The following is a 13176-nucleotide window of genomic DNA, read 5'->3' as shown; positions in this document are numbered from 1 at the left end:
GAAACGAGAGCCGTGCTTGGAGCATGACGATTGTGTGGGCGCGGGCCGGGCAGGGTGGTGACGCGACGCCGAGGGGCCCACGACGACGAGACGGGAAAGGATGCCGTGACGATGGTGAAGATCGCCCAGTACTGGTTCAACGTGATTCGCGACTCGATCAAGCTATGGCTCGATCGCAACGCCTTCAGCTACGCCGGTTCGCTGGCGTTCTACACCCTGTTCTCTCTCGCGCCCACGGTGATCATCGCGGTCACTGTGGTGGGGCTGTGGCTGGGCGAGGACGCCGCCCGCGGCGAGATCGTCGCCCGCCTGCAGGATACTCTCGGCCCTTCTGCGGCCAAGGCGATCGAGGATGCCGTCGCGCAGTCGAGCATTCAGGCGTCGGGGATTCTGCCCACCGTGGCCGGTTTCGTGACCCTGCTGATCGGCGCGACCACTGTCTTCGGCCAGATGCAGTTCTCCCTCAACACCATCTGGGGTGTGGCGCCCAATCCCGATCGCAACAGCCTTTGGCTGTTCGCCAAGAAGCGGCTGCTGTCGCTGGCGGTGGTACTGGCGATCGGCTTCGTGCTGCTGGTGTCGCTGGTGCTCGGGATCATCGTCCAGGCTACCTTCAGCTATGCCGGCGACTGGGTGCCGGGCAGCAAGATGCTGCTCGAGCTGGCGCAGTTCGCGCTCTCGCTCGCCGTGGTCACGCTGTTCTTCGCCGCCATCTTCAAGGTGCTGCCGGACGTGGTGCTCTCCTACCGTGACGTCTTTCTCGGCGCCCTGGTCACCGCGGTGCTGTTCATGCTGGGGCGCAACGCGATCGCCGCCTATCTCGCCCACACCGCCACGGCGTCCACCTACGGCGCCGCGGGGTCGGTGGTCCTGGTGCTGCTGTGGGTCTACTACTCGTCGCTGATCCTGCTCTACGGCGCCGCCTTCACGCGTACCCATGTGGTCTCGAAGGGCCGCCGGGTGATTCCACGCAACACCGCGGTTCTGGTGCGCCACGAGGTGCTGCGCAAGGAGACCGTGGAGCAGGAAGCACCACCAACGCCAATGCGCAAGCAGGAGCAGGAGGAGACTTCACATGACCAAGCGCACGATTCGAGCCCGGGTGAGCGGCCACGTGCAGGGCGTGGGCTATCGTGAGTTCGTGCGCCGCCACGCCGAGCGCTGGGGGCTCACGGGGCACGCGATCAATCAAGACGATGGCGCTGTCGAGGTGGTCGCCCGCGGCGAGGCCACCGCCATCGCCGAGCTGATCGATCTGCTGTGGGAAGGTCCACCGGCGGCGGACGTGATCGAGGTGAGCGTGGAGGAGGCCACGCTGATCGCACCGGCGAGTTTCACCACCGGCTGAAGGCGCGCCAGCCAGCGCCCGTCTGGACGACGGGCGCCGGCTGCGAGCCTTGGAACGTGGGCGTTCAGGCGCCGGCGGTCAGGGTCTCGACGATCCACTCGACTACGGCCGGGCCGTCGGCGCCCATGCAGACTTCGACGGTGGCGTCGCGCGTCCAGCGCGCATCCACGAACGCCCGCGCCTGCGGGGCCAGAATCGTCTGCCCCTCGGCCAGCCCTTCGGTCACCACACTGAGCGTGCCACGGGTGGTGGTGAACAAGTCCGGGCGCAGCAGCCAGGCCAGGGCACAGCTGTCGTGGGGGCAGCAGCCATCGATGCCCAGCGCCTGCTGATAGAAGGTGCGATAGAAAGCGTAGCTCTCTCCTAGTACCCGCCCCAGCTTGCCTTGGGCCTCGACGATACGCGCCATGCTGTCAGGATCGAGGACACAGCGGTGGGTCGCGTCGAGACCGACCAGCGTCAGCGGCCAGCGCGCCTCCAGGACCGCCTTGGCAGCGTGCGGGTCGTTGAAGATATTGGCCTCGGCGACCGGTGTCACGTTGCCGCCCTCGCGGATCGAGCCCCCCATCACCACCACCTGCTTGACCTTGTCCACCAGCGAGGGGTCGAGCTGCAGCGCCGCGGCGAGGTTGCCCAGCGGCCCGACCGCCACCAGCACCACCTCACCCGGACGGGCATTGACCTGCTCGACGATGAACTGCGGGGCGCTCTGGGGCAGCGCTTGGGTGCTGATCTCGGGCAGGGCGATGTTGCCCAGGCCGTTGTCGCCGTGGATATGCCCCGGCGGTGGGTTCTTGGGCTTGACCATGGGCGTGGCGGCGCCCTGGGCCACGGGGATCTGCTGCCCGCCCAGCTCGGCCAGCAGCAGGGCGTTGTGGGTCGCGACCTCGATGGTGACGTTGCCGAACGTGGTCGTCATCCCCAGCAGCTCGATCTCCGGGTGGGCCAGGGCGATGGCGATGGCCTGGGCGTCGTCGACACCCGGGTCGGTGTCGAAAATGATGGGTGTGGTCATGCTCTCTCTCTGTCTCGATGTCTCACGTTGTCGTCTTCTCGCGCTCCGAAGATCGGTGATCAGCGACAAGGGTTCGGCCCCGGCGACCGATGCCGGGGCCACGGAGTCAGGTGCGCTCGACGCTCAGCGGCGGCAGGCTCTCGAGGGCCGCCTCGACCGCGTCGGCCAGCGGGATGCTGGGCGCCGCGCCGGCCTGCTGAACGCATAGGGCCGAGGCGGCGCTGGCCAGGCGCAGCGCCTGTTCGATATCGTCGCCGCGCTGGCGTGCAGCCATGAAGTAGCCGATGAAGGTATCACCGGCCGCGGTGGTATCCACCGCCTCGACCGCATGGGCCGAGGCGCGGATCTGCTCGCCAGCGAGCTGATGGCAGACGCCGTCGCGCCCCAGGGTGAGCACGACCTCTACCTCCGGCAGGCGCTCGGCCAGGGCCGCGAGCAGGGTATCGACGTCGCTGTCCGCCTCTTTCTCGACCAGCGCCGCAGCCTCGCCGCGGTTGAGAAACAGGATACGGCACAGTGACAGCGGCAGGGCGGCCACTTCGGCACTCAGCGGCGCCGGATTGAAGGCGATCGCCAGGCCGCGCTCGCTGGCTAGACGAATGATGCGCTCGGCGGCGTTGCACTCGTTCTGCATCAGCAGCCAGCTGTCGTCGTCAGCGGCGCCAATGAGCGCCTCGAGATGCTTGTCGCTGAAGCCGTGGTTGGCGCCGGGGTAGAGGATGATCGCGTTCTCGGCCTGGTCGTCGACCTGAATCAGGGCGTGGCCGCTGGCATCGGCGGTCAGCTCCACGTGGGCGGTATCGACGCCCGCCTTGCTGAGAGGTTCCAGCGCCCAGCGGTCGGCCTGGCCTAGGCGCCCCCAGTGGGTCACCTTGCCGCCGGCGCGGGCCAGGGCCAGCGACTGGTTGGCGCCCTTGCCGCCGAGCACCTGACGAAAGCCGGTACTGGACAGGGTCTCTCCGGGGCGCACCAGGTGCGGCACGCGATAGACGTAGTCGATATTGATCGAGCCGTAGTTGTAGATCATGGATAACTCACTGCTGGAGATCAGGGTCAACGCCGCCAGGCGCGAAGGTTGTCGGCGGTCAGTGTCACCACGCGCTGGCGCGCCTCGGGGCTGATCCAGGCGTTGTGCGGGGTGACGATGAGATTGAGTGGCTCGTGCAACGCTTCGAGCAGGGCATGGCCTTCACGCGGCGGCTCGCTCGGCAGACTATCGACGGCGAGTCCACCCAGCTGGCCCTGGCGCAGGGCGTCGAGTGCGGCGTGCTCGTCGATGATACCGCCGCGGGCACAGTTGATCAGCAACGCCTCGGGCTTCATTGCCGCCAACGCCTGGGTATCGATGAGGCCGCGGGTGGCCTCGGTCAGCGGGCAGTGCAGGCTGAGCACATCCAGCTCGCCCAGCAGCGTGGCGAGCGCAGGGCGCGTGTCGTTGGCTTCGTTGCCGGGGCGGGCGGCGAAGGTCACACGCATGTCGAAAGCTTCACCCAGCCGGGCCACCGCGGAGCCCAGCTCGCCGCTGCCGACGATCACCAGGTGTTTGTCGGCGAGCTGCAGCGTGGGCTGATCGAGCAGGCAGAAAATCTCGCTGCGCTGCCAGGCACCGTCGCGCAGCGCGGACTGATAGTGCGGCAGGCGGGCGGCCAGCGCCAGCATCAGCATCAGGGTGTGCTGAGCGACGCTGGCGGTACCGTAGGCGGTGACGTTGCGCACGGCGATGCCACGCCGCTCGGCGGCTTTCATGTCGATGTTGTTGGTGCCCGTGGCGAGCACGCAGATCAGCGCCAGATCGGGCAGGGCGTCGATCAGCTCGGCGTCGATCACCACCTTGTTGACCAGCGCCACCTGGGCGCCGGCAAGGCGCTCGCGGCGCTCCTCGGGGGCGGTCAGCGCGTGCACCTCGAGATCGTCGACCAGTGCTCGAAGGGGGCTCAGATCGATATCGTCACCGAGTGATGCGGCGTCCAGAAGAACGGCTTTCATGCAGGCTTCCTCTCTCCAGCGTGCTGGCCCCGTGCCACCCGCTCGGGCCGGGGCCGCGGTCGCCACGTCGCGGCGGGCGACAGCGATTTCCTGAGCCGGTAATATTGCCCGCGACCGGCTGCTGCGCGCTATACTATGCGGCTTTCGAACACGGCTTGGAAAGGGCGCGCGGCAGTGCGTATCGATCCCGGCTTGGAAAGCCCGCGCGGCGTCCCTATTTGTCTGTTGTCCGGTTTGTTGCCTGGACGAGTGTCTGGCCTCCCGGATGACTGTCTGGACGGACGTACGGGGTGCAGCGATGGCGCAGCGTGAGCATCGAGGCAGCGACGCCGTTGCGACGTGGCGCGAATCGATCGCGCATCTTTGAGAGAGTGACACGACCATGCCCATCTACGAGTACGAGTGCAAAGCCTGCGGCCATCGTCTGGAGAAGCTCCAGAAGATCAGCGCCGCGCCCTTGACCGACTGCCCTGCCTGCGCCGAGCCGACGCTGTCGCGCCTGGTGTCGGCTGCCGGGTTCCGGCTCGCGGGTGGCGGCTGGTACGAGACCGATTTCAAGTCGGGCAGCAAGAAGAACCTCGCCGGTGACAGCGGCAGCAAGCCGGCATCGGGTGAGGGCGGCAGCGCCAAGCCTGCCGGTGAGAGCAAGGCCTCGGCCTGAGCCATAGCATTCATAACACAGGATCCCACATGCGCAGTCATTATTGCGGCCAGTTGAACGAGTCATTGATCGATCAAGAAGTCACGCTTTGCGGGTGGGTGCATCGCCGCCGCGATCACGGTGGGGTCATCTTCCTCGATATGCGCGATCGAGACGGTGTCGCTCAGGTGGTGGTGGATCCCGATACGGCGGAGGCCTTTGCCACCGCCGATCGCGCGCGCAGCGAATACGTGCTGCGGATTCGCGGGCGTATTCGCCTGCGTCCGGAAGGCACCCAGAATCCCAACATGCCCACGGGCATGATCGAAGTGCTGGCCAAGGACGTGGAGGTGCTCAACACTGCCGCCACGCCGCCGTTCCAGCTCGACGAGCATGGCAAGGTCGGCGAAGAGGTCCGCCTCAAGTATCGCTATGTCGATCTGCGCCGTCCGGAGATGATCGAGAAGCTGCGTCTGCGCTCGCGGATCACCCACAGCGTGCGTGCCTATCTGGAGGGTGAGGGCTTTCTCGACATCGAGACCCCGATCCTGACCCGCGCCACCCCTGAAGGTGCCCGCGACTACCTGGTGCCGAGCCGTACCCACGAAGGCCACTTCTTCGCGTTGCCGCAGTCGCCCCAGCTGTTCAAGCAGTTGCTGATGGTCTCGGGCTTCGATCGCTACTATCAGATCGCCAAGTGCTTCCGCGACGAGGATCTGCGCGCCGATCGCCAGCCCGAGTTCACTCAGATCGATATCGAGGCGTCGTTCATCGAAGAGCGCGACATCATGGGTATCACCGAAACCATGGTGCGTCAGCTGTTCCAGGACGTGCTCGACGTGGCGCTCCCCGAGTTCCCGCGCATGCCCTACAGCGAGGCGATGCAGCGCTACGGCTCGGACAAGCCGGATCTGCGTATCCCGCTGGAGCTGGTCGATGTCGATGACCTGATGCAGTCGGTCGACTTCAAGGTCTTCTCCGGCCCGGCCAAGGCCGAAGACGGCCGCGTCGCCGCGCTCAAGGTCAGCGGCGGGGCCAAGCTCTCGCGCAAGGAGATCGACGACTACACCAAGTTCGTGGGTATCTACGGTGCCAAGGGCCTGGCGTGGATCAAGGTCAACGAGCGCGCCAAGGGCCTCGACGGGCTGCAGTCGCCGATCGTCAAGTTCATGGAGAACGTGATCGAGGAGCTGCTCGGCCGCGTGGGTGCCGAGGACGGCGATATCGTCTTCTTCGGTGCCGACAAGACGCGTGTGGTCAACGAGGCGCTGGGCGCGCTGCGCGTCAAGCTGGGCGAAGACCTCGACCTCTACACCGCCGACTGGGCACCGCTGTGGGTGGTCGACTTCCCCATGTTCGAAGCCGACGACAACGGCCGCCTGGCCGCGCTGCACCATCCGTTCACCGCGCCTTCCTGCTCGCCGGACGCGCTCAAGGCCTCGCCGGCCACGGCGCTGTCGCGGGCCTATGACATGGTGCTCAACGGTACCGAGCTGGGTGGCGGCTCGATCCGTATCCACGACCAGGAGATGCAGCGTGTGGTCTTCGACGTGCTCGGCATCGGCAAGGAAGAGGCGGAAGAGAAGTTCGGCTTCCTGCTCGACGCGCTCAAGTTCGGCGCGCCGCCCCACGGTGGCCTGGCCTTCGGCCTCGACCGTCTGGTGATGCTGATGACCGGTTCGCGCACCATTCGCGACGTCATCGCCTTCCCCAAGACTCAGAGCGCCGCGGACCTGATGACCGACGCCCCGGGCGAGGTGAGCAAGGAGCAACTGCGCGACCTGCACATCCGCCTGCGTCCCAAGGCCAAGCCGGAGAGCGACGGCGAATAACGTCGCTCTGCGTTCAGCGTGATCGGAACCGGCGCCCCGCGAGGCGCCGGTTCTTTTATGTAGGGGGGCGAGGGGATAGTCTGCCGAAGACACCCCTAAGGCGCGCTCCTGGCGTATCGTACAGCCCCGTCGAGCAGAAAGGTCGAGCAAGCATGAAGCGCATGGCTGAGCCAACGATGATCATCCGCACGACACCGGAGCCGAGACGATGATGCTGCTGGGGATCGACCCGGGCTCGCGGATTACCGGCTACGGCGTGATCGATATCAGCGACACGCGGCCGCGCTACGTCGCCAGCGGCTGCATTCGCATCTCCGGTGATGACCTGGCGCAGAAACTGGCCCAGGTCTATGCCGGGGTTGCCGAGCTGATCGGGCTCTATCGGCCCCAGGAGTTCGCCATCGAACGCGTGTTCATGGCCAAGAATCCGGACTCCGCACTCAAGCTGGGCCAAGCCCGCGGCACCGCAATCGTGTGTGCCGCCAATCACGGTATCCCGGTGCACGAATACGCCGCACGCCAGATCAAGCAGGCGGTCACGGGCACCGGCGGTGCCGAAAAGGCCCAGGTCCAGCATATGGTAACGGCGCTACTCACGCTGGACGCGTCTCCCCCCGAGGACGCCGCAGACGCGCTGGCCATCGCGCTCACCCACGCCTACGCGCGTCAGGGACTGGTGGCGACCAGCAGCCGCCGGCGTAGCAGCGGTAGCGCCGGCCGCAACCGCTGGCGCGACTTTAGGCCGGAGTGAGAGAAGGGGAAGAATCCAATGCGCCAGTCCAATCTACGATTGGCAGGCGCGCTGCTATGAGCCGCCGAAGCGCTCCAGCTGCATCTCGCGCAAACGGCTGAGCGTGCGGCGAAAGGCAAACTCGAGGTAGCCCTGGGTATACAGCTCATCCAGTGCGACCTCGGCCTCGATATACAGCGGCACGCGGCGGTCGTAGCACTCGTCGACCAGGGCGATGAAGCGGCGCACCGCATCGTCGTTGAGTGACAGTGCCGGCAGCTGTCGATCCCCGGCGTCGATCCGCTCGGCGCCATCCTCGGTGCCTCGGGCGATGCGACCCTCGCGTGGCTCGCCGCCCAGGCGCGGTACCTCGCCGAGCAGGATGGCCGGGAAACGCTGGCACAGCTCGATGAAATCCACCGCGGCCAAGGGCCTTTGGCACAGGTCGTCGAAGCGGCACCACAGCGCTGCTGGGCTGTGAGCGAGGTTGGCGATGTGCCGATGGTTCAGATCGACCGGCTCATGACTCACCTGCTGATTGTCGCTCAAGCGGGCGAACAGCTCGCTCAAGACCTGCGGCTGCCGCACCCAGTAGCGCTGTACCTCGGCGCCGGGGTGCAGCCGATGATCCTGGTCGCCATCCACGGCCACCACCTGCATGTGCGCTTCGAGCGCGGCGATGGCCGGCAGGAAACGCTCGCGGTTGAAACCATCGGCATAAAGCTGATCCGGCGGCTGGTTTGAGGTGGCCACCAGCACCACGTTCTGCGCAACCACCAGGCTGAGCAGTCGCCCCAGCAGCATGGCATCGCCGATATCGCTGACGAACAGTTCGTCGAAGCACAGCACGCGTACCTCGCGCCCCAACTCCTCGGCCAGCAGGCGCAGCGGGTCGGCATTGCCGGTCAGCTCGAACTGACGCCGATGCACCCACTGCATGAAGTGATGGAAGTGCTGGCGCCGCGCTGGCACGCGCAGGGCGTTGTAGAAGCTGTCCATCAACCAGGTCTTGCCGCGCCCCACCGGCCCCCAGAGGTAAACGCCGGATGGGCATTCACCGCGATGCACGGCATCAAAGCAGCGCTGCAATGCCTCGACCGTGCGCCGCTGGGCGGCATCGACGACGAAGCCGGCAGCGAGGGAGCGTTCGTAGGCGGCCAAGGGTGAATCGGGAACTCCTTGCTGGGCGTTCATCGCAGCACCAGCCGGCCGTCGTCGAACTGCTTCGGCCAGTCGCGGCGGATGAATACCTGGCCCGCCTCACGCACGCGGCGCACCTCGGCCAGATCCAGCTCGGCGATCAGCCAGCGGCTGTGCGTGGGGCACGTCGCTTCGCTCTCGGCGATTACGCCATTGGGCGGCATGCCGTAGTCCGGGGGCACGTAGAGCGCGGCGCGACCGATGTTCTCGTCCAGTGCGGGCGACCAGGGCGCCAGGCCCACCGTGGGCGACTGCAGCACGGCGATCTGGTTCTCCAGGGCACGCGCCTGGGCGCCGATGCGCACACGATAGAAGCCGGCCTCGGTGTCTGTACAACTGGGCGCCAGGATCAGATCCACACCGGCCTCGGCCAGGGTGCGCGCCAGCAGTGGGAACTCGTTGTCATAGCAGATCAGGATGCCCAGCTTGCCCAGCGCCGTATCGAACACCTTGAGCCCGCTGCCAGCGGCTATCTGCCACTGCTCTTGCTCGAAGCGGGTCATCATCAGCTTGTCCTGGCTGCCCAGGCAGCCGTCCGGGCCGAACAGCCAGGCGCGATTGCGATAGAGGCCGTCATCATCCCGCACGGCCACCGAGCCGGGTTGCAGGTAGATCTTCAGCCGTCGTGCCAGGCTTTCACACAGCGCCAGCCAGCGCGGCAGCAGCGGCTGGATGCCGGCGATGGAGCCATGTAGATCGTTGCGCTCGGCTTCGGGCAACTGGCCGCTCAGCACCAGCCCGGCGTATTCCGGCAACAACAGCAACTCGGCGCCCTGCGCGGCGGCCTCCTCGCACAACCCGGTCAGCTGTGCTGCGTAAGCGTCCCAGCTCGTCAGCAGATCGATGTGATATTGGCAGGCGGCAACCTTGATCATGCGGTGAGTTCCTTGAGCCAGAACGACATGGGCTTGGCCGACGCCTCGGCTTCGTCCAGGTCCCGCCAATGATACTGGGTATGCAGTTCGGGATGATGGCGATAGCCCCGGCGCGCCCAGAAGTCGTCCAGCGGCTGATAATCTGTGGGGCGGCGCGGATGGTCGGCAGTGCGCTGCACGGCGCAGAAGGCGCACCAGTCGAAGCGGCGCAGCTGGCGCGCATGGGCCTCGCGCTCGGCAAAGAAACGCACGCCCAGACCTCGCCCGCGCCAGGCAGGCAAGACCACCGACTCGGCGCAGTAGAAGATACGCGCTGGGTCCCAGCCCGCAGTAAGGAAGGGGTGCTGGAATTCCACGGTTTCATCGGCCAGCGGTAGCGCCGTGGAGGCGCCGACTACCCGGCCTTCGTCCCGCACCAGCACGCACAGACTGCTTTCACTGCGTACATAGGTGTCGAGGTATTCGGCCTCATAGTCGAGGCTGCCGTCGTAGAGGTAGGGGAATTCGCGGAAGACCGTGATCCGCAAATGCGCCAGAGCTTCGACATGGGGCGCGATCTGCGGCCCCTGGAGCAGTTCAATGTCCATCTGGAGTCGTTCGTCAGCAGCAGGGTGACGCCGGCGGCTATGCCGGCTGGAAGGCGCGAACTTATCATGCGATCCAAGCAACCACGAACCACGCTACGCAAGGAACTTAGCCATGACCGCCACCGAACTGGTTCAGGCCTACTACGCTGCCTTCAACGCTGGCGACATGCCCGCCTTCCTCGACCTGCTGGACGAGGATGTGGTGCACGACATCAACCAGGGGGAGCGCCAGGTCGGCAAAGCCACCTTCGCCGCCTTCATGGACAAGATGAACCGCTGCTACCGCGAGCGCCTGGCCGACATCGTGGTGATGCAGAACGCCGCCGGTGATCGCGCCGCCGCCGAATTCGTGGTGCACGGTGAGTACCTGGCCGACGACGAAGGCCTGCCACCGGCCAACGGCCAGACCTACGTGCTGCCTGCCGGCGCCTTCTTCGAGATCAGCAATGGCAAGGTGGCGCGCATCAGCAACTACTACAACCTCAATGACTGGGTGGCGCAGGTGGGCTGAATAGCGTTTGCCAAGGGGGCGAGCCTGTCAGCAGCTCGGCTCCCCGCAAGAGGTCCTACCCGTTCAGCGAACCCAGTGCAGCTCACGCTGCTCGGCAGCACCGACCAGCGCATGCCGTGGGCATCCTTTCTGCGCACAGAGGAGGGTGACCACGGCGTGCCACGCCTGAGGTCATCGAACATGCGCACGTAGATCTCCATCTGGCCGATGTGCTGATGGGGCAGCTGGCTGTGTTCTCGATCGCAGCTCACTAAGCCCTTGCCGAACGCGACCTTCAGCCCATTGGCCAGCAGGGGTGAATGGGTTGGGCCCCGTGCAGCAGCTAGTCAGCCGATTCGGCGATGCGTATAGTGGACGCCGTCACGGAAAGGACGTTGAATGGAATGATTGGACGCCTGCACGGCACCCTGCTGGAAAAGCTCCCTCCCTGGATCGTGGTCGATGTCCACGGCGTCGGTTACGAACTCGAAACCTCGATGACGACACTGGTCGCGCTACCCGCCGTGGGCGAGGAGGTCCGCCTCTATACCCACCTGAGCGTGCGCGAGGACGCGCATCTGCTCTACGGTTTCGGGCGTGACGAGGAGCGCCAGCTGTTTCGCGCGCTGATCAAGGTCAACGGCGTGGGGCCGAAACTTGCCCTGGCGATTCTCTCCGGCATGGAGCGTGACGCCTTCGTCGGCTGCGTCATGGAGGGCGACAGCAAGGCGTTGACCAAACTGCCGGGTGTGGGCAAGAAGACCGCCGATCGGTTGATCGTCGAGATGCGCGATCGCTTCCCCCACTGGCAGGAAGAGCAGGGGTCGCTGCTGGACGCGGCAAGCCACGCCGTGGTCAAGCCGCAGGACCCGTTCGCCGATGCCGAGGCGGCGCTGGTATCACTGGGCTACAAGCCGACCGAGGCGTCGCGCATGCTCTCGGGGCTCGACGAGGGCCTGCCCACCGAAGCCCTGATCAAGTCGGCGCTGGCGCGCCAGATGGCCGGGTAAGGCGACATGATCGAACCAGATCGTCTCATCGAAGCCTCGCCGCGACAGGGCGAGCAACAGGCCGATCATGCCATTCGGCCGCGCCGGCTGGGCGACTATATCGGCCAGCCGCGGGTGCGCGAGCAGATGGATATCTTCATCTCGGCGGCGCGCAATCGCGGTGACTCCCTCGATCATACTCTGGTCTTCGGCCCGCCCGGGCTGGGCAAGACCACGCTCGCCAATATCATCGCCGCGGAGATGGAGGTCGATATCAAGTCGACCTCGGGGCCGGTGCTGGAGCGTGCCGGCGATCTCGCCGCCATGCTGACCAACCTGCAGCCGGGCGACGTGCTCTTCATCGACGAGATCCACCGTCTGTCGGCCGCGGTCGAGGAGGTGCTCTATCCGGCGATGGAGGATTTCCAGCTCGACATCATGATCGGCGATGGACCCGCGGCGCGGTCTATCAAGCTCGACCTGCCTCCGTTCACGCTGGTTGGCGCCACCACTCGCGCGGGGCTGCTGACCTCGCCGCTGCGTGATCGCTTCGGCATCGTCCAGCGCCTGGAGTTCTATGCCATCGACGAGCTGAGCGAAATCGTCGCCCGCTCGGCGCGGCTGCTCGGGGTGACTGCCGATGCCCAGGGCGCCCGCGAGATTGCGCGGCGCGCCCGCGGCACACCGCGTATCGCTAATCGTCTACTCCGGCGCGTGCGCGATTTCGCCGAAGTGAAGGGCGACGGCACGCTGAGTGCGGAGATCGCCGATCAGGCCCTGAACATGCTCAACGTCGACAGTCACGGCCTCGATCACATGGATCGCCGGCTGCTGCTGGCGATGATCGAGAAGTTCGACGGCGGGCCGGTGGGGGTAGACAGCCTGGCGGCGGCGATCAGCGAGGAGCGCGACACCATCGAGGATGTCATCGAGCCCTATCTGATCCAGCAGGGGCTCATGATGCGCACCGCCCGGGGGCGGGTGGTGACCCGCTCGGCCTATACCCACTTCGGCCTGGCGGTGCATGATCAGGCGCCCGAGGGAGGCGAGAGCGGGTGAGTGAATTTCATCTGCCACTCAAGGTATACATCGAAGATACCGACGCCGGCGGCATCGTATACTACGTTAACTACCTGAAATTCATGGAGCGTGCCCGCAGCGAGTGGCTGAATGCTCAGGGCTTTGCCCAGCACGAGCTGCTCGAACAGGGCGTACAACTGGTGGTCCATAGCCTCAGTTGCCAATATGCACGCCCGGCGCGGCTCGACGATCGGCTGGAAGTGAGCGCCGCCGTCGAGAAGCTTGCCGCCTGCTCGGTGCGATTCACCCAGGCGGTACGGCATCGCGGGGAAACATTATGCGAAGCGGTGGTCGATATAGCATGCGTCGACGCGCAGCACCTGAAACCCAGGCGGTGGCCCGCAGCGCTTCGCGCGGTGCTGACGCCAGACATTCAAAGCCAGTGATTCGAGGATTCACGTGAA

General features: G+C 66.1%; 15 protein-coding genes. 9 read left to right on the top strand and 6 right to left on the bottom strand.

What is annotated here, in order from left to right:
• Nucleotides 1–111 precede the first annotated feature (111 nt).
• Both DOM67_RS16475 and DOM67_RS16470 read left to right on the top strand, forming a co-directional pair.
• Nucleotides 112–1137, top strand: a complete 1026-nt coding sequence (locus DOM67_RS16475; RefSeq protein WP_110677884.1) for a YihY/virulence factor BrkB family protein — start codon at nucleotides 112–114, stop codon at nucleotides 1135–1137.
• Nucleotides 1076–1348: an acylphosphatase gene (locus tag DOM67_RS16470; protein ID WP_110677882.1), complete on the top strand. Its 273-nt coding sequence runs from the start codon at nucleotides 1076–1078 to the stop codon at nucleotides 1346–1348. The genes DOM67_RS16475 and DOM67_RS16470 overlap by 62 nt, the downstream gene beginning before the upstream one ends.
• Nucleotides 1349–1412: 64 nt before the next feature.
• Here the strand turns inward: DOM67_RS16470 and DOM67_RS16465 are convergent, their stop codons facing one another.
• The 3 genes from DOM67_RS16465 to DOM67_RS16455 all read right to left on the bottom strand — a co-directional run bounded on the left by DOM67_RS16465 (nucleotide 1413) and on the right by DOM67_RS16455 (nucleotide 4349).
• Complete coding sequence (locus tag DOM67_RS16465; protein WP_110677880.1) at nucleotides 1413–2363, bottom strand: nucleoside hydrolase; 951 nt, start codon at nucleotides 2361–2363, stop codon at nucleotides 1413–1415.
• A gap of 106 nt (nucleotides 2364–2469) precedes the next feature.
• Nucleotides 2470–3390, bottom strand: coding sequence for a ribokinase (locus DOM67_RS16460; RefSeq protein WP_110677877.1), 921 nt, complete (start codon nucleotides 3388–3390; stop codon nucleotides 2470–2472).
• Nucleotides 3391–3416: 26 nt separating this feature from the next.
• Entirely contained in the window at nucleotides 3417–4349 is a 933-nt protein-coding gene (locus DOM67_RS16455; protein WP_110677876.1) for a D-2-hydroxyacid dehydrogenase, read from the bottom strand.
• Between the two features lie 382 nt (nucleotides 4350–4731).
• Here DOM67_RS16455 and DOM67_RS16450 point away from each other — a divergent pair, with 382 nt between their 5' ends.
• The 3 genes from DOM67_RS16450 to ruvC all read left to right on the top strand — a co-directional run bounded on the left by DOM67_RS16450 (nucleotide 4732) and on the right by ruvC (nucleotide 7572).
• A complete protein-coding gene (locus DOM67_RS16450; protein WP_110677874.1) occupies nucleotides 4732–5010 on the top strand; it encodes a zinc ribbon domain-containing protein in 279 nt (92 codons plus the stop codon).
• 29 nt (nucleotides 5011–5039) lie between these two features.
• Nucleotides 5040–6821 (top strand): aspartate--tRNA ligase, encoded by a 1782-nt coding sequence (aspS, locus tag DOM67_RS16445; protein WP_110677872.1) that lies wholly within the window; start codon nucleotides 5040–5042, stop codon nucleotides 6819–6821.
• Between the two features lie 208 nt (nucleotides 6822–7029).
• On the top strand, nucleotides 7030–7572 hold the full coding sequence (gene ruvC, locus DOM67_RS16440; protein ID WP_110677870.1) for a crossover junction endodeoxyribonuclease RuvC: 543 nt from the start codon (nucleotides 7030–7032) through the stop codon (nucleotides 7570–7572).
• 54 nt (nucleotides 7573–7626) lie between these two features.
• Here ruvC and zapE read toward each other — a convergent pair whose 3' ends face one another.
• Genes zapE through DOM67_RS16425 form a run of 3 tightly spaced genes read right to left on the bottom strand, consistent with a single transcriptional unit; the run spans nucleotide 7627 to nucleotide 10213 of the window.
• On the bottom strand, nucleotides 7627–8745 hold the full coding sequence (zapE, locus tag DOM67_RS16435) for a cell division protein ZapE (RefSeq protein ID WP_110677868.1): 1119 nt from the start codon (nucleotides 8743–8745) through the stop codon (nucleotides 7627–7629).
• A complete protein-coding gene (locus tag DOM67_RS16430) occupies nucleotides 8742–9626 on the bottom strand; it encodes a carbon-nitrogen hydrolase family protein (RefSeq protein ID WP_110677866.1) in 885 nt (294 codons plus the stop codon). Before DOM67_RS16430 ends, zapE begins: the two co-directional genes overlap by 4 nt.
• Nucleotides 9623–10213 (bottom strand): GNAT family N-acetyltransferase, encoded by a 591-nt coding sequence (locus tag DOM67_RS16425; RefSeq protein ID WP_110677864.1) that lies wholly within the window; start codon nucleotides 10211–10213, stop codon nucleotides 9623–9625. The genes DOM67_RS16430 and DOM67_RS16425 overlap by 4 nt, the downstream gene beginning before the upstream one ends.
• A gap of 112 nt (nucleotides 10214–10325) precedes the next feature.
• Between DOM67_RS16425 and DOM67_RS16420 the strand changes: the two genes are divergently transcribed.
• From DOM67_RS16420 to ybgC, 4 genes are all read left to right on the top strand, one after another.
• The gene (locus DOM67_RS16420) at nucleotides 10326–10724 is read left to right on the top strand and encodes a nuclear transport factor 2 family protein (RefSeq protein ID WP_110677861.1); all 399 of its coding nucleotides are present in this window, start codon (nucleotides 10326–10328) and stop codon (nucleotides 10722–10724) included.
• Nucleotides 10725–11107: 383 nt separating this feature from the next.
• Nucleotides 11108–11713, top strand: coding sequence for a Holliday junction branch migration protein RuvA (gene ruvA / locus DOM67_RS16415; protein ID WP_110677860.1), 606 nt, complete (start codon nucleotides 11108–11110; stop codon nucleotides 11711–11713).
• Between the two features lie 6 nt (nucleotides 11714–11719).
• Nucleotides 11720–12751 carry a Holliday junction branch migration DNA helicase RuvB gene (ruvB, locus tag DOM67_RS16410; RefSeq protein WP_110677858.1) on the top strand — a complete coding sequence of 344 codons (1032 nt, stop codon included), beginning with the start codon at nucleotides 11720–11722 and terminating at the stop codon, nucleotides 12749–12751.
• Entirely contained in the window at nucleotides 12748–13158 is a 411-nt protein-coding gene (gene ybgC / locus DOM67_RS16405) for a tol-pal system-associated acyl-CoA thioesterase (RefSeq protein ID WP_280951072.1), read from the top strand. Before ruvB ends, ybgC begins: the two co-directional genes overlap by 4 nt.
• The last annotated feature ends 18 nt before the right edge of the window (nucleotides 13159–13176 follow it).

Origin of the sequence: Salinicola sp. RZ23, assembly GCF_003206675.1 — a bacterium.
Classification (GTDB): Bacteria; Pseudomonadota; Gammaproteobacteria; order Pseudomonadales; family Halomonadaceae; genus Salinicola; species Salinicola endophyticus.
The sequence above is the reverse complement of the archived record's forward strand: the minus strand, read 5'-3'. Positions and strand labels throughout refer to the sequence as shown.

Coding starts and splice junctions, on each gene's coding strand:
- DOM67_RS16465 (WP_110677880.1), bottom strand. CDS start 2,363: ATGACCACACCCATCATTTTCGACACCGACCCGGGTGTCGACGACGCC.
- DOM67_RS16450 (WP_110677874.1), top strand. CDS start 4,732: ATGCCCATCTACGAGTACGAGTGCAAAGCCTGCGGCCATCGTCTGGAG.
- aspS (WP_110677872.1), top strand. CDS start 5,040: ATGCGCAGTCATTATTGCGGCCAGTTGAACGAGTCATTGATCGATCAA.
- DOM67_RS16425 (WP_110677864.1), bottom strand. CDS start 10,213: ATGGACATTGAACTGCTCCAGGGGCCGCAGATCGCGCCCCATGTCGAA.
- ruvB (WP_110677858.1), top strand. CDS start 11,720: ATGATCGAACCAGATCGTCTCATCGAAGCCTCGCCGCGACAGGGCGAG.
- DOM67_RS16420 (WP_110677861.1), top strand. CDS start 10,326: ATGACCGCCACCGAACTGGTTCAGGCCTACTACGCTGCCTTCAACGCT.
- DOM67_RS16470 (WP_110677882.1), top strand. CDS start 1,076: ATGACCAAGCGCACGATTCGAGCCCGGGTGAGCGGCCACGTGCAGGGC.
- DOM67_RS16455 (WP_110677876.1), bottom strand. CDS start 4,349: ATGAAAGCCGTTCTTCTGGACGCCGCATCACTCGGTGACGATATCGAT.
- zapE (WP_110677868.1), bottom strand. CDS start 8,745: ATGAACGCCCAGCAAGGAGTTCCCGATTCACCCTTGGCCGCCTACGAA.
- DOM67_RS16430 (WP_110677866.1), bottom strand. CDS start 9,626: ATGATCAAGGTTGCCGCCTGCCAATATCACATCGATCTGCTGACGAGC.
- ruvC (WP_110677870.1), top strand. CDS start 7,030: ATGATGCTGCTGGGGATCGACCCGGGCTCGCGGATTACCGGCTACGGC.
- DOM67_RS16475 (WP_110677884.1), top strand. CDS start 112: ATGGTGAAGATCGCCCAGTACTGGTTCAACGTGATTCGCGACTCGATC.
- ruvA (WP_110677860.1), top strand. CDS start 11,108: ATGATTGGACGCCTGCACGGCACCCTGCTGGAAAAGCTCCCTCCCTGG.
- DOM67_RS16460 (WP_110677877.1), bottom strand. CDS start 3,390: ATGATCTACAACTACGGCTCGATCAATATCGACTACGTCTATCGCGTG.